The sequence below is a fragment of the Pseudoxanthobacter soli DSM 19599 genome (assembly GCF_900148505.1).
GTDB classification, from domain to species: Bacteria; Pseudomonadota; Alphaproteobacteria; order Rhizobiales; family Segnochrobactraceae; genus Pseudoxanthobacter; species Pseudoxanthobacter soli.
In genome coordinates this window covers 348429-366956 of record NZ_FRXO01000001.1, presented here as the reverse complement: position 1 = coordinate 366956, position 18528 = coordinate 348429, and the positions used below count along the sequence as shown (strand labels likewise).

15 protein-coding genes are annotated in these 18528 nt (G+C 67.8%); 5 read left to right on the top strand and 10 right to left on the bottom strand.

Features of this window, described 5'->3' with window-relative positions; all coding sequences use genetic code 11:
• Positions 1-201 precede the first annotated feature (201 nt).
• The 3 genes from BUF17_RS01560 to BUF17_RS01550 all read right to left on the bottom strand — a co-directional run bounded on the left by BUF17_RS01560 (position 202) and on the right by BUF17_RS01550 (position 5524).
• Positions 202-2385, bottom strand: a complete 2184-nt coding sequence (locus tag BUF17_RS01560) for an SPOR domain-containing protein (protein WP_073625446.1) — start codon at positions 2383-2385, stop codon at positions 202-204.
• Between the two features lie 103 nt (positions 2386-2488).
• The gene (gene argS, locus BUF17_RS01555; RefSeq protein WP_073625445.1) at positions 2489-4246 is read right to left on the bottom strand and encodes an arginine--tRNA ligase; all 1758 of its coding nucleotides are present in this window, start codon (positions 4244-4246) and stop codon (positions 2489-2491) included.
• Positions 4247-4336: 90 nt separating this feature from the next.
• Positions 4337-5524: a deoxyguanosinetriphosphate triphosphohydrolase gene (locus tag BUF17_RS01550; RefSeq protein WP_073625444.1), complete on the bottom strand. Its 1188-nt coding sequence runs from the start codon at positions 5522-5524 to the stop codon at positions 4337-4339.
• A 351-nt stretch (positions 5525-5875) separates the two neighbouring features.
• Between BUF17_RS01550 and erpA the strand changes: the two genes are divergently transcribed.
• Entirely contained in the window at positions 5876-6217 is a 342-nt protein-coding gene (gene erpA / locus BUF17_RS01545; RefSeq protein ID WP_073625443.1) for an iron-sulfur cluster insertion protein ErpA, read from the top strand.
• 102 nt (positions 6218-6319) lie between these two features.
• Complete coding sequence (xth, locus tag BUF17_RS01540) at positions 6320-7108, top strand: exodeoxyribonuclease III (protein WP_073625969.1); 789 nt, start codon at positions 6320-6322, stop codon at positions 7106-7108.
• Positions 7109-7290: 182 nt separating this feature from the next.
• Here the strand turns inward: xth and BUF17_RS01535 are convergent, their stop codons facing one another.
• A complete protein-coding gene (locus BUF17_RS01535) occupies positions 7291-8160 on the bottom strand; it encodes a tetratricopeptide repeat protein (protein ID WP_244530729.1) in 870 nt (289 codons plus the stop codon).
• Between the two features lie 1004 nt (positions 8161-9164).
• On the opposite strand from BUF17_RS01535, the gene parE reads away from it, so the two are divergent.
• Both parE and BUF17_RS01525 read left to right on the top strand, forming a co-directional pair.
• Positions 9165-11234, top strand: coding sequence for a DNA topoisomerase IV subunit B (parE, locus tag BUF17_RS01530; protein ID WP_073625441.1), 2070 nt, complete (start codon positions 9165-9167; stop codon positions 11232-11234).
• Positions 11235-11291: 57 nt separating this feature from the next.
• Positions 11292-11918: a glutathione S-transferase family protein gene (locus BUF17_RS01525; protein WP_073625440.1), complete on the top strand. Its 627-nt coding sequence runs from the start codon at positions 11292-11294 to the stop codon at positions 11916-11918.
• 16 nt (positions 11919-11934) lie between these two features.
• Here BUF17_RS01525 and BUF17_RS01520 read toward each other — a convergent pair whose 3' ends face one another.
• Positions 11935-13032 carry an alpha/beta fold hydrolase gene (locus BUF17_RS01520; protein WP_073625439.1) on the bottom strand — a complete coding sequence of 366 codons (1098 nt, stop codon included), beginning with the start codon at positions 13030-13032 and terminating at the stop codon, positions 11935-11937.
• A 533-nt stretch (positions 13033-13565) separates the two neighbouring features.
• On the opposite strand from BUF17_RS01520, the gene BUF17_RS01515 reads away from it, so the two are divergent.
• Positions 13566-14006, top strand: coding sequence for a DUF3775 domain-containing protein (locus tag BUF17_RS01515; RefSeq protein WP_073625438.1), 441 nt, complete (start codon positions 13566-13568; stop codon positions 14004-14006).
• Positions 14007-14218: 212 nt separating this feature from the next.
• On the opposite strand, the gene BUF17_RS01510 is transcribed toward BUF17_RS01515, so the two are convergent.
• From BUF17_RS01510 to tcyJ, 5 genes are all read right to left on the bottom strand, one after another.
• Entirely contained in the window at positions 14219-14656 is a 438-nt protein-coding gene (locus BUF17_RS01510; RefSeq protein ID WP_073625437.1) for a universal stress protein, read from the bottom strand.
• Between the two features lie 358 nt (positions 14657-15014).
• Entirely contained in the window at positions 15015-16037 is a 1023-nt protein-coding gene (locus BUF17_RS01505; protein ID WP_073625968.1) for a P1 family peptidase, read from the bottom strand.
• Between the two features lie 147 nt (positions 16038-16184).
• Positions 16185-16967 carry an L-cystine ABC transporter ATP-binding protein TcyN gene (gene tcyN, locus BUF17_RS01500; protein ID WP_073625436.1) on the bottom strand — a complete coding sequence of 261 codons (783 nt, stop codon included), beginning with the start codon at positions 16965-16967 and terminating at the stop codon, positions 16185-16187.
• Between the two features lie 2 nt (positions 16968-16969).
• Positions 16970-17653 (bottom strand): cystine ABC transporter permease, encoded by a 684-nt coding sequence (gene tcyL, locus BUF17_RS01495; RefSeq protein ID WP_073625435.1) that lies wholly within the window; start codon positions 17651-17653, stop codon positions 16970-16972.
• 18 nt (positions 17654-17671) lie between these two features.
• Entirely contained in the window at positions 17672-18481 is an 810-nt protein-coding gene (gene tcyJ / locus BUF17_RS01490) for a cystine ABC transporter substrate-binding protein (protein ID WP_073625434.1), read from the bottom strand.
• Positions 18482-18528: the final 47 nt, after the last annotated feature.

Here is an 18528-nt window from a genome sequence, read left to right as displayed (position 1 = left end):
CTCGGATCGCCTCCGATCCCTTCCGGATCGGACGGAACATCCGACCTGCCCGGAATCACGCGCCATTCAGGAACCCGCGCATGTTAACCCCGCGCATGACCCCCGACGGTCGCTTCGATCCGACAGGGCGAATATGCGCCGGAGACTGTCAACCGCAAAGACTGCCGCTGCAAAGAGCGCTACGCGCCGGAAAGAACCGGCTCAGCTGCGCACGACGAAGCAGCTGCCACCGGCCGATTTCAGGCTCGAGCACAGCGCATTCGCTTCGGAGGACGAGCGCGCCGGCACGCGGACGCGATAATAGACGCCCTTCGCGCCGAGATCAGCCGAAACGATCGTCGGGGTCACATTTCCAAGGAGGGCGGGAAACTTGCGCTTGAGCGCGGCGAACGCCTTCTCGGCATCGGCCCGCGATTTCTGTGAGGCGACCTGGACACCGAACGGCGTCTCCGGAGCGCCGCTCGCGGCGCTCGGGACATCGCCGTTCGTCTCCGCCCCGGCCTCGGCCGACGCGGTCTCCTGTCCCGGCGGGCCTGCTCCCGCGACGTTCGCGAGATCGACCGGCGCAGTCGCCGCCTGGATGGGCGGCAGCGCCGGGGTCGCGGGCGCTGCGGTCGCCGTCCGCGCCTCGAATCCATTGGGAAGAACGTCTGGCGGAACCCCGGCATCGGCGGTCTGCACCGCCGGCGCCGGGGCCTCTAGGGCGCCCTGGCTGTTGTCGGGGCGAGGCTTCGGCATCACGAAGTTGCCGGGCGTGATGTAATTCTTCGCCGCCAGCGGATCCTCCGCCGCCCCTTCCTGGGCCGGCGTCAGCGCGGCCGCGGCAGGGGCGGACGGCGCCGCCGAGGGCGGCGGGAAGTCGGCCGCGGCCTGCGAGGGATCCGGCGTCACGATGGTGCCGTCGGGGCGAACCACCACGGTGCGCACCTTGCGCGGGATCACCGGGGTGGCTCCTGGCTCGGCCGCCGTCCCGCTCTGGGCCGTCTGGCCGCCGCCGACGCCGGGCAGTTCCGACGAACCGGGCGCACCGTTGGTCGTCACGCCCTCGGCCGTGGCGCTGGGCGTGTCGAGCGTCTGGTTGTCCGGCTTGTTCGTCTCCGCGACGCGGTCGTAGAACACCTTGCTCGGGTCGGATGTCTCCGCCGCCGTGCTCGCCGGCGGCTCGACCTTCACGGGCGAGTCGTCGGCCTTGATGACCGGCGCATTCTCGTCCGACAGGCCGCCGCCGAAATATTCGGTCACCGAATAGCCGACGATGCCGAGCAGCACGACGATGCCGATCGTCGCCGCGATCCAGAGCGCGCCGTTGCGGCGGCGCCGGGGCGCGGCCGGCGGCGGAGGCGCTGCCGCAAAGGCCGGATCGTCGTGAGGATCCACGAAATTGTGGTCGGCGACGCCGTCGTCCTGATCGTCCCACCGTTCGCCGGGTCGGCCGTCATCAGGACGGCCATCATCCCGCCAGCCTGAGATCGCGTCGTCGAACGCAGCCACATAATTGCTGTCGTCGTCCGGATCGTCCTCAGTCCGCTGGTCGGCGAATTCCGGCCGCGCCGGATTGGGGCGGGTAGCGCCCCGGGCAGCGTTCGCAAGATCGAACGGCGACAGGCCGTAATCCTGCGGAAAATCGTGCTGCATCGGATCGGGCGCGGGAGCCGGCGGCTCCTCGATCTGGGGAACCGGCGGCGTGTGGATGACGGTCGGACGCACCGGACCGGCACGCCGGCTCACGGTCTTCTCGATCGGCGGCAGCGGCTCGAACGGAACCGTTTCATCGCCGTCGTCGTCGGCCTTCGGATTGAGCACGCGCGCAGCCGGCCCGCGGGAGACCGGCGCCATCGCCGCCTTCGGCCCCTCTGCCGGACGGGCGCCCGGGGCTGCGTCGACACGGGGCGCGGGCGGCACGGGCGCGCGCGGCGGCACGTTGCCGCTGAGCTCGCTCGCAAGCGCCGCTTCGATATCGTCCATGTCGAAGCCGCCACCCGAAAGCGCCGGAGGCTCGTTGCGGGGCGGGGTCGGGCTGCGTGGCGCGGCAGCGGGTGCCGAAGCCGGCGCAGAGCCGGGCCGCTGTGCAACCGGGCGCAGCAGCGGAGCGGACGGCGTGGTGCGCGGCCGGACTGCCGGCGGCGGCACCGGCGGTGCAGGCGTTTCGTTCAGCGCCCGCTCGAAATCATCCGCGTCGAAGCCGAAATCGCGCCCGGCCGGACTGGGACGATGGGGCGGCGCAGCCGGCTCCTTGCGCTGGCCCGCGGGGGGCAGGCTGTCGGCGACGATGCGGGCGAGATCCGCGAACGGATCGTCGTCCGGCGCACCGTCGACGCGCGGCTCGCCGTGGGGCGCATCACCGTACGCGGTCTGCTTGGGGGATGTTGAGCGGGGATCGTTCATCGGCCCATATTTCTGCTTGCGAACACGGCTCGGCCGGCATCGCTGGATTGGGATCCGCCGACGATAGTCGCGCCGGTAATACGCCTTGGAACGCCCCCATCCCTCAGCGCATCTCCTCCGGCGCGCTCACGCCGAGCAGAGCGAGTCCTCCGGCCAGCACGTCCGCGACCGCGTGAACCAGCGCGAGTCTAGCCTTGGTGGACTCTCGATCATCAGGGTTAATAAACCGTAAGTCCGTTCTTTCCTTGCCGCGATTCCAGTGACCGTGAAAAGCCCCGGCGAGATCGTACAAATAGAAGCCGATGCGATGCGGTTCACGGGCCTCGGCAGCAGCCTCGACAAGTCGCGGCCATTCCCCGAGCTTGGCGATCAGCGACAGTTCGCTCTCATCTTCAAGGCGATTCAATGACGCGTCGGCTAGGGCGCCCGGCGCGAATATTTCACGTCCCACGTCCTCGCCGGCCTGACGGAATACCGAGCGGCAGCGGGCGTGGGCATACTGCACATAGAAAACCGGATTGTCGCGGGACTGCTCCGTGACCTTCTGGAAATCGAAGTCGAGCGGCGCGTCGTTCTTGCGGTAGAGCATCATGAAGCGCACGGCGTCGCGCCCCACCTCGTCGACGACATCGCGCAGCGTGACGAAATCGCCCGAACGCTTGGACATCCGCACCGGCTCGCCGGCACGGAACAGCTTCACCAGCTGGCAGAGCCGGATGTCGAGGCTTCCTTCCCCGCCGGTCATCGCCTTCACCGCCGCCTGCATCCGCTTGACGTAGCCGCCGTGGTCGGCGCCGAGCACGTCGACCATCTGGCGGAAGCCGCGCAGATATTTGTCGTAGTGATAGGCGATGTCGGACGCGAAATAGGTGAAAGAGCCGTCCGACTTGATCAGCGGCCGGTCGACGTCGTCGCCGAACGCCGTCGAGCGGAAAAGGATCTGCTCGCGATCCTCCCAGTCCTCCGGCAACTGCCCCTTCGGCGGCTCCAGCCGGCCGACATAGACGTCGCCGCGCGCCTTGAGGTGTTCGATCGCCTCCGTCACCCGGTCGCGACCGCCCGACGACAGCGCCTTCTCGGACGAGAACAGGTCGTGGTGGACGCCCAGAGCCTCGAGGTCCGAGCGAATCATCGCCATCATCGCGTCGATGGTGAAGGCCCGCACGATCGGCAGCCATTCGGCCTCCGCCATGGCTTCCAGCTTCTCACCCCACTCCGCGGCGAGCGCGGCACCGACGGGTTTCAGATAATCGCCGGGATAAAGGCCTTCGGGAATGGCACCGACCTCGCGGCCGAGCGCCTCGCGGTAGCGCAGGAACGCCGAGCGGGCGAGCACGTCGACCTGGGCGCCGGCATCGTTGATGTAATATTCGCGCGTGACCTTCCAGCCGCTATAGGCGAGCAGGCTTGCGAGCGCATCGCCGAACACGGCGCCGCGGCAATGGCCGACATGCATCGGCCCGGTCGGGTTGGCCGAGACATATTCGACATTGATCGGCTCGCCGCCGCCAAGCCCGGAGCGGCCGAAGTCCGGTCCCGCCGCCACGATGGCGCCGAGCAGGCGGTGCCAGACCGCCGGAGCGACGCGAATGTTGATGAAGCCGGGGCCGGCGACTTCGGCGCTCGTCACGTCCGGCTCGCCGGCCAGCTCGGCGGCGATGGCGGTCGCGATCTCGCGCGGCGGCTTGCCCGCGCCCTTGGCGAGCACCATGGCGGCATTGGTAGCGAAATCGCCGTGGGACGGATCGCGCGGCGGCTCGACCACGAAGCGCAGGCGCCCGGCCGCGTCCACCGGGTCGGCAAGGCCGATCTTCGTCACGATGCCGCGGATCCGCTCCGCGAACTCGGCATAAAGGTTCATCACGCGATCCTGTGCGTTCGAGACCGGCGCATAGGACGAGATCCCCGCGGGCCGATCAATCGCCTTGTGGCGACAATTTCCCGGCGGCGCCTATCGCAATTCCGGTGTGTCGTCAAACAGCCGGCGATGCGTCTGAAGCGCGTAGCGGTCGGTCATGCCGGCGATGTAGTCGGCGATGCGGCGCAGCTTCTCCGCCTCGCTGCAATGATCGATCGCTTCGCACCAGGCCTCCGGCATCGCGTGCGGCTCCGCGCGAAATGCCGCGAACAGGTCGCGCAGCACCCGTCCGGCCTCGCGGCGGATCGCGGTGACCTCGGGATTGCGATACATCCGCTGGAACAGGAACGTCTTGATGGCCCGCTCGGTCGGCACCATGCCGGGGGAGAACGCCGCCAGTGCCCTCGGCTGCGCCCGCACGGCGTCGGCACTCGCCGGCCGGGCTTCAGAAAGCCGCGACCGCGTTTCCGCCAGCACGTCCTCCACCAGAGCGCCGACGAGGCGGCGGGTGATCTCGTGGGCGAGCCGCGGGCGGTCCAATCCCGGATAGGCAATCCTCACGTCCGTCAGGATGCCGCTGACGAGCGGCACCGCCTCCAGTTCCTCCACCGGGAACAGGCCCGCGCGCAGGCCGTCGTCGATATCGTGTGCGTCGTAGGCGATGTCGTCCGAGATCGCGGCGACCTGGGCCTCCAGCGACGGAAAGGTGTGGAGGTCCAGGTCTGGCGTGGCGTCGTGGGCAAGCAGGGCGTGCGGCAGCGGACGGCCGGCATAGCGGCCGATCGGCGTGCCGTCGGGCGCCACCAGCGGGCCGTTGTGCTTCACAATGCCCTCCAGCGCCTCCCACGACAGGTTCAACCCGTCGAAGGCGGCATAGCGCCGTTCGAGACGGGTGACGATGCGCAGGCTTTGGGCGTTGTGATCGAAGCCGCCATATCCCTCGAGACAGGCATCGAGCACGTCCTCGCCCTCGTGGCCGAACGGCGTGTGGCCGAGGTCGTGGGCGAGCGCGACGGTCTCGGTCAGGTCCTCGTCCAGCCCGAGGGTGCGTGCGATGGACCGCGCGATCTGGGCGACTTCCAGCGTATGGGTCAGACGCGTGCGGAAGTGGTCGCCCTCGTGGCTGAAGAACACCTGGGTCTTGTGGGTCAGCCGCCGGAACGCCGAAGAATGCAGGATGCGGTCGCGGTCGCGCTGGAACAGCGTGCGCGACCCCGGCAGCGGTTCGGGGACCCGGGTTCCGCGCGAACGGGCGGGGTCGGCTGCGAACGGGGCACGCATGGCAAAAGAACCCCTGGCAAGTGAACCGGTGGCAAACGAACCGGTGGCAAACGAACCGGGTCCATGGCCCGAAGCAGAGGGACGATCGGTCAGGGCGGCCTCCTCATCGCGGGCACGTGGCCGGGCGGCGGCTGAACCGGCGCGCGGGAATCAGCCCGGCGACCGGATTATAGTCGCTCGCGGCGAGGCCACCATGACGGCCCGGCCTGATGGGGCGATTGGCGTGCCGCCGCCGGCCGGCTTTGTCCCGACGACAAATCGCCGTCCGCCATTTGACCCCCGCCTTGCGGGTGCCTAACTATGATCCGACGCTCCGCCCTTGAAGCGGAGGCGCTACCGGAAGAATCGATCATGACCGACGTTCTGGATCTGCCCGTTGCCCTCACCGACAAGGCTGCGCGGCGCGTGGCCAAGGTGCTTTCGAAGGAAGCGCCGGGGTCCGCGCTTCGCATCAGTGTCGAGGGTGGTGGCTGCTCGGGTTTCCAATACAAGTATGACATCGTCGCCGGCACCGAGGCCGACGACCTCGTCATCGAGAAGGCCGGCGCCACCGTGCTGATCGATCCCGTCTCCCTGCCCTATCTCGAAGGGTCCGAGATCGATTTCGTCGACGACCTGATGGGCCAGTCGTTCCAGATCCGCAATCCCAACGCCAGCGCCTCCTGCGGCTGCGGCGTGAGCTTCGCGGTCTGAGGCGGCATGGCTGACGCAGATCTCTCAGGCACCCAGGCTGTCTCCGGCACAGAGGCCGGCAGGCCGGCGGGCAAATCCATCCCGCTCGGGCTGACCGACACCCTGACCATCGCCACCTGGAACATCAACGGCGTCCGCGCGCGGCTCGACGTGCTCACGGGCTGGCTGAAGCAGCGCGGGCCGGATGTCGTGTGCCTGCAGGAAATCAAGTCGGTCGACGAGGCGTTCCCGCGCGAGGCGATCGAGTCGCTCGGCTACAATGTCGAGACCCACGGCCAGAAGGGCTTCAACGGCGTCGCGATCCTGTCGAAGCGACCCTTCGAGGTGACGCGGCGCGGCTTGCCCGGCGACAGCGAGGACGTTCAGGCCCGCTATATCGAGGCGGAGATCCCCGCCGGCCGCGGCATCGTCCGGGTGGCGTCGATCTACCTGCCGAACGGCAATCCCGTCGGCACGGAGAAATTCCCCTACAAGCTCTCCTGGATGGCGCGGCTGGAAGCCCATGCGCGGGCACTGCTCGCGTTCGAGGAGCCGCTGGTGCTCGCCGGCGACTACAACGTCATTCCCGAGCCGCGCGATGCGCGTCGCCCGGAAGTGTGGGTGAACGACGCGCTGTTCCAGCCGGAAAGCCGTGGCGCCTTCCGGGCGCTCGCCGCGCTGGGCCTGACCGACGCCGTGCGGACGACCACCGACGCGGGCGACGTCTACACGTTCTGGGATTATCAGGCCGGTGCGTTCCAGAAGAACGACGGCATCCGCATCGACCACCTGATGCTGTCGGCCGAAGCGGCGGACCGGCTGGGCAAGGTCGAGATCGACCGCGACACCCGCGCGCTCGAAAAGCCGTCGGACCATGTCCCGGTGGTCGCGGAATTCACGTTCCCCGCCTGAGCAAATACACCTTCGCCGCCTGTGCGCGGTCTCCTGCGGCATGCGGAAACGACAACGGCGGCCCTTTGAGGCCGCCGCGATATTCCACATCGTTCAGGTCGTCCAAGCCGTACCGGGTGCGGGCTATCTCGGGCGTCTGAGATGCTGCAAGGGATGGACCGCGCCGAGCACCGGCGGCCGCATCACTGATGGCGGTTGGCGTTGCTTGCGATCCAGGACCGGGCCAGCTCCGTGGCCCGATGGCGCTCCTTCTCGGTCGCCAGCGAGAAGGCTTCCTCCTGGGCCGAGCGAATCCAGTCGTCGGCGTCGTTCTGCACCTCGTAGCTGCGCGCGACGGTCAGCCACATCAGTCCCGCGACAACGTTGCGGCGGATATCGGAGCCGTCGACCAGCATCTTGCCGAGCAGCGCCTGGGCTTCGGGGTGGCCTTTCTCGGCGGCGAGCTTCAGCCAGCGCGCCGCGAGCCGCGGGTCACGTCCGGTGACCGTCACCGTCTCCGGCGCCGTCACGTTGCTGGCGGCGGAGGCGACCGCCGTGGTCGCCGTCGTCGGCGCGCCGGTCAGATAGAGCCGGCCGAGCCGGTACTGCGCATCCGCATCGCCGAAATAGGATGCGGCGTAGGTGAACAGCTCCCGCGCCCGTTCCACGTTCGGCGTGATCGTGCTGTCCTTGATACCGTTGAGATAATAGCTGCCGAGCTCGACGAACGCATTGGCGACGAAGGGCGCCTGGGCGGAGTTCGGAGCATCGTCGGCGTGGGCGTTGGCAACCTCGGTGAACAGCTCGAACGCCTTGTAGTCGTCCTCGGCGACACCGTCGCCCTCCTGATACATCCGGCCGAGCTTCCACTGGGCGACCGGATGTCCCTTGTCGGCGGCATAACCGAACGCATTCACAGCCGCAGTCTTGTCGCCGGAGAAATAAGCCTTGGTGCCCGCGCGGAACACGTCCGCCGGGGTGCCGTCTTCCTCGACGCTCGGCGGCGCGTTGGCATCGAGCGCCCACGCGGGCACCGTTGCCCCGAGCCCGCAAACTCCGAGCATAACAGCCATAGCCAGACGGAACTCAACCACACGCATGGCAGTTTTCACCCATGGAAGGCCTGCAGCGGGAGGACGGGCGGAACTGCGCCGCCCTGCATCCGGCAGACCTTCGATTCGCACGTGACGACGACCCGACCTCAACCGCTCCATCGCAACCGCAGCCCCACGAAACGCGAGCCCCAGACATCCGTCCCTCAGATATCCGCTCGAAGTCCGGGCAACGGTCGCAGCAGCTGCTGCAGTGCCGTCGTAAGACGCCTCAGCTCCCACTGGAGCCCGGAAAGCATTGTCCACCGGCTTTCCGGCAATCCTGAGACCCGTATCGAAAGCTCCGACGTACCCACCGAATGTCCGTCCGAAATGCCGCGCCGACGTCTTGCCGGCGACAGGCGCCATTCGGCTCCGACCACCGTTAAGGTCCTGTTGCGTTGTCATTTCACACGCCATCGCACGCCGAATTCCGGTGAACGGACGGTTACCGCCGCTACGCCACGCAGTGACCGAGGACGGGCACGTTCCGTTCTCAATCGTTAACACGCTAGAGGGTTCGCGGTCGTTTGTGGCTGAAAGGCGGCGCGGATGCCCATCATGGCCCGGGCGATGCAGGGTCTCCGCAGACTGTTGCCGCGGCACCACAGCCCGCAGACGTGCCGGGGCGATTCCGCCGCTTCCCGCATCCCGTTCCGCAGCCCGCTCCGCCGCGCCCCGCCCCCGCCGGGCACACGCCGACAACGAGTCGCTTCGCGAGAGGGCGCTTCCGGCCTATAAGGCGAGAAGGCTCGAATCCGCCTTTCGGACTGCCCCGCGGCGGAACAGGTCGGGAACGAGGCTCGCGCTCGCCCCTGCGGCCATGGCAAACTGAACCGGCGGTCCCATGCCCGATTCGCACTTCCCGCGATTCGGGTGCGGATGAGTTGGGGCGCAGGAAATTCCAGCGCCGTCGGTATTCCGGCGCATACGCCAATGTCGCCTGCGGGGCGCCTGCATCAACGATTGGGACTTTCGAAACGACCATGAACGACGAGGATCTCTTCGCCGCACCGGCGCCCACTCCGGCACCGCGGGCCGCCGAGGCCGAACCTGCTCCGGCCCGGCGCGCCGAACGCCGCGCCGCCGGCGCGGAGGCGGCTCGCCAGCGCCAGGCGGCCGGAGAGGCCGGCTACACCGCAGCGGACATCGAGGTCCTCGAAGGACTGGAGCCGGTGCGGCGCCGGCCGGGCATGTATATCGGCGGCACCGACTCCAAGGCGCTGCATCACCTCTTCGCCGAAGTGATCGACAACTCCATGGACGAGGCCGTCGCCGGCCACGCCACCTGGATCGAGGTTGAGGTCGGTTCTGACGGCTCCCTTGCCGTTACCGACAACGGGCGCGGCATTCCCGTCGATCCGCATCCGCGCTTTCCCGACCGCTCGGCGCTCGAGGTCATCATGACCACGCTTCATGCCGGCGGAAAGTTCGATTCCAAGGTCTATGAAACCTCCGGCGGCCTGCATGGCGTCGGCGTCTCGGTGGTCAACGCGCTGTCGGTGCGCCTCGATGTCGAGGTGGCACGCGGGCGGCGTCTCTATCGCCAGAGCTTTTCCCGCGGCAAGGCCGTCGGCCCGCTCGTCGAGGCCGGGGAAGTGATGAACCGGCGCGGCACCACGGTGCGATTCCTGCCCGACCCGGAGATCTTCGGCGCCGATGCGCACTTCCAGCCGTCGCGGCTGTTCGCGATGGCCCGCTCCAAGGCCTATCTGTTCGCGGGCGTCGAGATCCGCTGGCGGTGTGCCCTGGACCGCATCGAACCGGCCCATCCTGTCCCGACGGAGGCGACCTTCCGCTTTCCCGGCGGTCTCGCCGACTATCTCGGCGATCGCCTGACCGGGATCGACCGGGTGGTCGACACCACGTTCGCAGGCCGCACCGGCCGCTCCGGCGGCCACGGTGCGGTGGAATGGGCCGTTGCGTTCGTCGAGGACGACGGCTTCGTCCAGTCCTATTGCAACACCATCCCGACCGTCGACGGCGGCACCCATGAGCAGGGGCTGCGCACCGCCCTGATCAAGGGCATCAAGACCCACGCCGAACGCACGCAGAACAAGCGCGCCGCCAACATCACCACGGAGGACGTCGGCACCTCCATCGGCGCCCTGCTCGCCGTCTTCATCCGCGAGCCGGAATTCGTCGGCCAGACCAAGGAGAAACTGGCAACCGTCGATGCCGCCCGCATCGTGGAGGGCGCGGTGCGCGACGCGTTCGAGCACTGGCTGGTGGCCGACCCGCAGCGTGCCACGGCGTTGATCGACCGGATCGCCGACAAGGCCGAGGACCGCATCCGCCGCCGCCAGGAGAAGGAAGTCGCCCGCCGTTCGCCGACGCGCCGCCTGCGACTGCCGGGCAAGCTCGCAGACTGCACGACAAACGCCGCCAGCGGCACCGAGATCTTCATCGTCGAGGGCGACTCGGCCGGCGGCTCGGCCAAGCAGGCGCGCAACCGCTCCAACCAGGCGATCCTGCCGCTGCGCGGCAAGATCCTCAACGTCGCCAGCGCCGGTCGCGACAAGCTCGGCGCCAACCAGCAGCTTTCCGATCTTATCACCGCGCTCGGCTGCGGCACCCGCTCGGCCTATCGCGAGACGGACCTCCGCTATGAGCGCGTGATCCTGATGACGGACGCCGACGTGGACGGCGCCCACATCGCCTCGCTGCTCGTCACGTTCTTCTATCGCGAGATGCCGGAACTGATCCGCAACGGGCATCTGTTCCTGGCGGCTCCGCCGCTCTACCGGCTCACCCAGGGCGCCCGGACCCTCTATGCCCGCGACGATGCCGAGCGCGAGCACATGATCGCCAACGTGTTCGACAAGCGCGGCAAGGTCGACATCGGCCGGTTCAAGGGTCTCGGCGAGATGCTGCCGCATCAGTTGCGCGAGACGACGATGGATCCGAAGACCCGTACGCTGCTCCGGGTCGAGGTCGACGCCGAGAATCCTGCCGAAACCGTTGCCGCGGTCGAGCGCCTGATGGGCACGAGCGCCGAGGCGCGGTTCCGTTTCATCCAGGAACACGCCCAGTTCGCCCACGATCTCGATATCTGATCCGGTGTGCCGGCTCTCCGCCGCCGCACCTCCTGCGCTTCAAGAAAGTCTTGCGACATGCTCCTGATCGGCCAGTTCGATTCCCCGTTCGTCCGCCGCATCGGCATCACGCTCGAACTCTACGGGATCGCCTACGATCACAGCCCGCTCTCGGTGTTCCGCAACGCGGACGAACTCGCGCGCTACAACCCGTTGCGGCGGGTCCCGACGCTCGTGCTCGACGACGGCGAGGTGCTGATCGAAAGCGCGGCCATCGCCGACTATCTCGACGAGCGCGTCGGTCCCGAAGCGGCGATGATTGCCCCCTCCGGGCCGGAACGTCGGAAAGCCCTGAAGATCGTGTCGCTTTCGACCGGGCTTTCGGACAAGGCCGTGGCGCTGATCTACGAGCGCGTGCTGCACGAGACGACGTCGCAGGTTTGGATCGAGCGCTGCCGCGGCCAGGTGGCCGCGGTGCTCGATGCCCTCGAAGCCGAACGCGCCGCCCGGACCGGGCCGTTCCTGTTCGGAGAGAAGATCGGCCATGCCGACATCGCGCTCGGTTGTGCGCTGCGCTTCCTGCGCGAGGGGCACCCGGCGCTGTTCGATGCGGCGACGAGGCCCGCGCTCGCCGCTCACGGCGCGCGGTGCGAAAGCCTGCCGGCGTTCCAGAAGATCCAGCAGGCCTTCATTCCTCCGGCTTGAAGCAGCGGGGCGTCTTTCAGTCTGCGCCCCTGCCGCCCGGCGGCAGCTGCCGCAACCAGGCGAAAATTTTCGGCCAGACTTCTTCATGGGCATGAGGTCCGGCGAGGATCGCCAGATGCTGAAGCGCGACTCCGGTTTCGGGTTCGTGCTCAATGATGCCGAGCGTACCGGGCTCCATCGCTTGCATGAACGCCTCGACCGAAGCACGGGGCGTGATTTCATCCGCCGTGCTCACGACGCACAATAGCGGCACGCGCAGGTCGCGAGGGCCGAGCTTGCGCCCGCCCACGGACAATGTCCCGGCATGAAAGCGGTCGTCCCGGTAGAGGCTCTGGATGATCTGGGTGATGAGCACGCCCGGAACCGCCACCTCGTCGAGCGCCCAGCGCGAGATTCGGGCGTGGATCTCGAATGCCGGCGGGTCGGACACGCTGCGGGCCGCATCCAGCCACCGCGACCACACGAACGTGGTCGGCGACACCGCGGCACTGAGATTCGACAGCGAAGATCCGGCGACGATGTCGTCCTCTTCCCAGTCCGGCGGGACCAGCGAGACGAGGACGTCTCGGAAGGAGGTCGAGGCCGGTTCGAAGCAGAGCGGCGAGGCGAGCAGGACGAGCGCACGCGCAGCATCCGGCGCCGCGGCGCAGGCGATCGCGGCAAGCGTTCCGCCGAGCGAATGTCCGAACACGACGGGAGCTTCCGTCCGGCCATCGCCGGCCGCTGCCGCACACGCGGCGATGGCGCGGGCGAATTCGCTCATGCCGATGTCGCCCTGTCCCTCTTCCGGCGGCCGCCAGTCGATCAGGTGGACGTCGTAGCCGGCATCGAGGCAGCTTCGCACCGCGCTCAGCGCGGGCGTCAGATCCCAGATATAGGGCCGCTTGATCGGTGACGGCACGATGAGCAGGGGCACGCCGCCCTCGCCGCCGGAATAGCGGCGCAGGCGCCAGAACGGCCCGGAGGCGACGACGTCATAGGGATGCTCGTTCGGGCCGAGGCCGAGCCAGTCATAGGCCCTCGCCTGGCGGCACCGGATGCCGTCCATCATCAGCGCCTGCGCCCTGCGCAGGCCGTCGAGCCAACCGGTCAGCGGTAGTCCGTCCTGAGGCATCCGCGGTTCCCTCGCAGTTCTGCGGCCGCAGCATCATGCCGGCCGCGCAACCACCCGCCGCCAAGTATGCGTCAGCCCGCGCCCACTTGGCGCACTATTCTCGCGGGCCATGCGCACATTCCGTTCAGCCCGGGGGCACGCTGTCGCCGCCGAGACGGCGGCCGGAACGGTGGGCAGCCTCGCCGCGCGAGCCCGGCCGGCCCGTAGCCTGCCCGGCTGCGCATCCGTCTGAGAATAGCGGGGGCATGGCGACGCGCCCTAATCGATATCAACGGGCGCCCGCACCATTCCAATCGGGAACGGCCTGGCTTGCATTCGAGTTTGCCCGACGTATCTCAGGTTTCAGCCCCGAGGGCCGACGGGTAGGCTGTCGGTTGAAACTCGGCGCGTGCCGCTAGAGCGCTTTCCGATCTGATGGAATCATCAGATCGACAAGAAATCGCTCCAGATTCAAAAGGTTGGGCATATCCTTGTCGTTCAGATCGATCCGATCTGAACGGGTTATGCTCTAGGCTCTTTCAAGGAGAAATCTCATGGCTGTCGTCGCAGAAGGATTGCTCTCGTCCGACGATCTCACGATCTCGCCGGAAGCGGTGTTCTTCGTGGTGACCCGCGCGCGCGAGTTCGACGTCAAGGATGCCGCGGCCGACCCTGATTCCGGCTCCAACGCGGCTGACGACGGCATGACCGACGTGCTGGAGGACCATGGCGACGATCCGGTCCGGTCGGAGCTGATCGGCTTCATCCGCGCGCTCAACGAGGACGAGCAGATCGACCTGGTGGCCCTGACGTGGCTGGGTCGCGGCGACGACGACTTCGACAGCTGGCAGGAACTGCGCGAGGAGGCCGCCCGCGCCCACAACAGCCGCACCGCCTCCTATCTCCTCGGAATACCGCTGCTCGCCGACTATCTGGAGGAAGGCCTCTCCCGGTTCGACATCTCGCTGGAGGACTTCGAGGCGGAACACCCCTGACCCGGATCGGGGATGCGGGCGGAGGCGCCGGAACGCCCGGTTTCACCGCCCGCGGACGCGATTTCGAGCCGTCCGGACCGCTTCGGCCCGGACGCAACGATCACTGAAGCAAATCCCCTCCAGAGCGGATCTGGGCGACGGGGACATGTCCAGGCCTTTCAACCTGGAGCGGCTTCTTCTCGATCCGACGGGCCCTTCCGATCGGACAGCGCTCAGCGATAGACCAGCACCGGAATGGTCGAGTGGGTCAGCACCTTGACCGCGACGCTGCCGAGCACCAGAGCGGCGAGGCCGCGGCGCCCGTGGGAGGCCATCGCGATCAGGTCGCACCCCTTCTGCGAGGCGACATCGATGATCGCCTGATAGGGCTCATCGCTCACGACCTGCACCGTGTCGCACGCCACGCCCATCGCCTCGGCCTTGAGGGCGACGTCCGCGAGGTGGCTTCCGGCGGCGCGCCCGGCCTGCCGCTCGTACTCCTCCGCGGTCGATTCCAGTTGCTCCGTGTCGGACGTGAACACGTGGAACGGCTCGACCACCGTCAGCACCGTCACCTTCGCGACCGCATCGCGGGCGAACTCAAGCGCCTTCTGCGCCGCCGCGAGCGAGAGGGTGGAACCGTCCGTGGGAATGAGAATGTGGCGGTACATGAGCGTTCTCCCGTTTTCTTGTTTCTTGTGTCCGAATTTGTCACGTCAGATGGCGCGCTGATCGCGAGGCGCCCGGCGCGCCGGCAACGCCGATAATATTTTCCGGTCGAGGCAGCTTATACTTTAGTCTAACCCGACCGCCGATATACGGCGCCGAGCATCCATATTGCCGGCAAAATCGCCTCTGCATCGACTAACCGGCGACAGACGCCCGCTCGACAGCGGCATATTCTTGCCTCTGCTCACCGAACGCAATCAACGGTTTCACGGGCGCAGACAAAAGGAATTGATGCCGGTCAATAACGCTCGGCGGATAGCCCGGACGTCTTCGGAATCCATCTGATTGACGGCCGTGGGCTCAGGCGGAGGTCCCGAACAGCGCCGACCAGCACGCTGCGAGGTCGCCCGGCGCCGGTGTCGCGGCATGGACGCCCCGGGCAATCGCACGCGCCATCACCGCTGCCGCCGCTGCCGAAAGCACGACGACGTCGTGCCCTTCGGGCGGGGGCCGCACGCCCGTCGAAAGCGCGAACACCGCGTCGCCGTCATAGGGCGTGTGGGACGGCCACAACGCACGCGCGAAGCCGTCGTGAGCCGCCGTCGCCAGCCGCCGCGCCTCGGCCTTGGAAAGCGCCATATCGGTTGCGACGATCGCGATGGTCGTGTTCCAGCCCGCGCCATCGACGGACTTGGTGCGCGGTGCCCGCGCTTCCGGCGGCACGACAGCCGGGAAGCCGAGGCCACCGAACTCCGCTCCCTCCTCGAACGGCGCCGCCCAGAAATGCGGCCCGTCGCCGACGGTCGCGAAGCCCAGCGCGTTGACCGCGGCGATCGCGCCGATCGTGGCGCCGTTAGGCAGCACGACCGATGCGGACCCGAGCCCGCCCTTCATCGTGCCCTGAGGCCCGGCAACGAGCGCTCCGGTCCCGGCACCGACCGAACCGAGGGGGAACGCGCCGCTGCGCGCCGAAACGGCGGCGTCGTAAGCAAGTTCCCGATAGGGCGGAAACCGGCCCCATGCCTTGTCGCCACCGTTCAGAAGGTCGAACAGGATCGCACCCGGGACGATCGGCACCCGCGCCGGCCCGACCGCGAACCCCCGGCCCCGCTCCGCCAGCCAGGCCAGCACGCCGGAGGCCGCATCGAGCCCGAAGGCCGAGCCGCCGGACAGAACCACCGCATCGATCGCCTGCACCGTCTGTTCCGGCGCCAGGAGATCGGTTTCCCGGCTTCCGGGCGCACCGCCCATGACGAGCACCGACGCGACCATCGGCGCTTCGCCCATGACCACCGTCACGCCGGACTTCAGCCCCTCGTGCTGGGCGTTGCCGACGGCGATCCCGGCGACATCGGTAATGAGATTCAGCGGTCCCCGTCGCATGACATCCTCCGAAGCGCAGAACACGGAGCAAAGCCCGCACTGCGCAAGGCCGACACGGCGCATGGCCCTCCCTCCCGACGACACGGGGAGAATGAGACCAGCCCACCTCTTTCCGGGCGGCTTCGCGGTTCAACCATGCAGCAGCCGCTACGGACCTGAAACCGCCCCGCCACCTTCCAGTTCGCGATCCCCGAGAAACTTGCCGAGGAAGCGCCGCGTGCGTTCTTCGCGCGGGTTGTCGAACAAGGCCCGCGACGGGCCCTGTTCAACGATCACGCCGCCGTCGACGAACACGGTGCGATCCGCGACATCGCGGGCGAAGCTCATCTCGTGCGTCACGATCAGCATCGTCCGCCTTTCCGCGGCAAGATCGCGGATGGTCGCCAGCACTTCGCCGACGAGCTCCGGATCGAGCGCCGAGGTCGGCTCGTCGAACAGGATCACGTCCGGCTCCATCGCAAGCGCCCGTGCAATGGCGACACGCTGCTGCTGGCCGCCGGAAAGCCGGCTCGGATAGGCGTCGGCCTTGTCGGAGAGGCCGACGCGGGCGAGCAGCGCTCTCGCCCGCTCGATCGCCGCGGCCCTGTTCTCCTTCTTCACGATCACCGGCCCCTCGATGATGTTCTCCAGTGCGGTCCGGTGCGGAAAGAGGTTGAAGTTCTGGAACACGAACCCGACTTCGAGCCGCAGCGCGCGCACCAACGCCTTCTGCGCCTTAAGCGGCCGGTCGGCGTCGATCACGATGTCGCCGACGCGGATCGTTCCGCCGGAGGGTGTCTCCAGGCAGTTCAGGCACCGCAGCAGCGTGGTCTTGCCGGAACCGGACGGGCCGACGATCGCCACCACCTCGCCCTCGTCGACGCTGAGGTCGATCCGCTTCAGCACCTCTGTGTCGCCGAAGCGTTTGCTGAGTTTTTTCACCTCGATCATGCTCATGATCCGGCCCTCCGGCTGTGCCGGTTGGCACGGATTTCCAAGCGCTCCTGCCAGAAGGCGAGCCCGGTCGACAAGATCCAGTAGATCGCCGCGGCCGCCAGATACATCGCGAAGATGTCGAATGTCCGCGCCGTGATCAGTTGCGCCTGCCGGAACAACTCGGGCACCTGGATGGTAGCGGCGAGAGACGTATCCTTGATGAGCGCTATGAAGCTATTGCCGAGCGGCGGAAGCGCGGTGCGCGCCGCCTGGGGCAGGATGACACGGCGCAACGTCTGCCACCGCGTCATGCCGATCACCGTGCCGGCTTCCCACTGGCCATGGTCGACGGCCCCGATGGCGCCGCGCAGGATCTCCGAGCAATAGGCGCCGATGTTGAGCGAGAAGCCAATCAGGGCCGCCGTCAGCGCATCGAGCGTGATGCCGTATTGCGGCAGCCCGTAATAGATCAGGAAAAGCTGCACCAGCAGCGGTGTCCCGCGGATGAAGGACACATAGAACCGCGCCACCTGCGACAGCACCGGCACGCTCTGGAGGCGGATGATCGCGACGAAGAACGCGATCACCAGCCCGATCGCCATGCTGGCGACCCCGAGGCCGATGGAGTAGAGCGCCCCGGTCAGCAGGAACGGCAACGACTGGTAGACGAGGTCGAGCGAAGGCCCGAGGCCGAGGTCCATGGTGCCGGCCCTCCCGGCTCAGGGCTGCTTCGTCACGTCGATGCCGAACCACTTCTGCGAGATCGCGCTGAGCTCACCGTTCGCCTGCAGCGCGCGGATGCCGTCGTCGATCGCCGAAAGCAGTTCGGGGTCTTTCGGCAGCGCGACCGACGACCCCTGCGGATCGAACGGCGCGCCGACGATCTCGAACTGATCGCCGGTCTTCTTCACGATATCGGCCACCACCAGCCGGTCGTTCAGCACGGCATCGATGCGGCCGGCTGCAAGGTCGCGGTAGGGCGTGACATTGTCGTCGTAGGTCTGCGGCAGCGCCGTGGGCACGTTCTTGACGAGCCACTGGCCGTAGTTGGTGCCGAGGCCCGCGGCCACCTTCTTCCCCGCCAGGGTGTCCGGTGTGGAGATGTTGTCCGGATTGCCCTTCTTCACGACGATCTGGATGCCGGAATAGGAGTACGGAATCGAGAAGTCGAAGATCTTCTGCCGTTCGGGCGTCGCCGCGACCTGATTGATGACGACGTCGACGCGGCCGGACTGCAGCGCCCCGAGAAGACCGCTCCAGTTCGCCGGCTTGAAGACCGGTTTGAGACCCATCTGTTTCGCAAGCGCACGCGAGAAATCGACCTCGAAGCCGACGAGCTGTCCACTCTCGTCCATGGCGTTGAACGGTGGATAGGTGCCTTCCAGACCGATCACCAGATTGCCGCTGGACTTGATGCGATCGTAGATCGCGCCGGCCTCGGCCGAAGCCCCGGCCGTCATGACGGCCAGACCGATCAGTGCGGCAGCACCCAGACGGCGTGCGGCGCGAAGAGCGGGGACGAAGGACATCTCGATTCTCCGGTTAGAGCGCTTTCCGATCTGATGGACTCATCGGG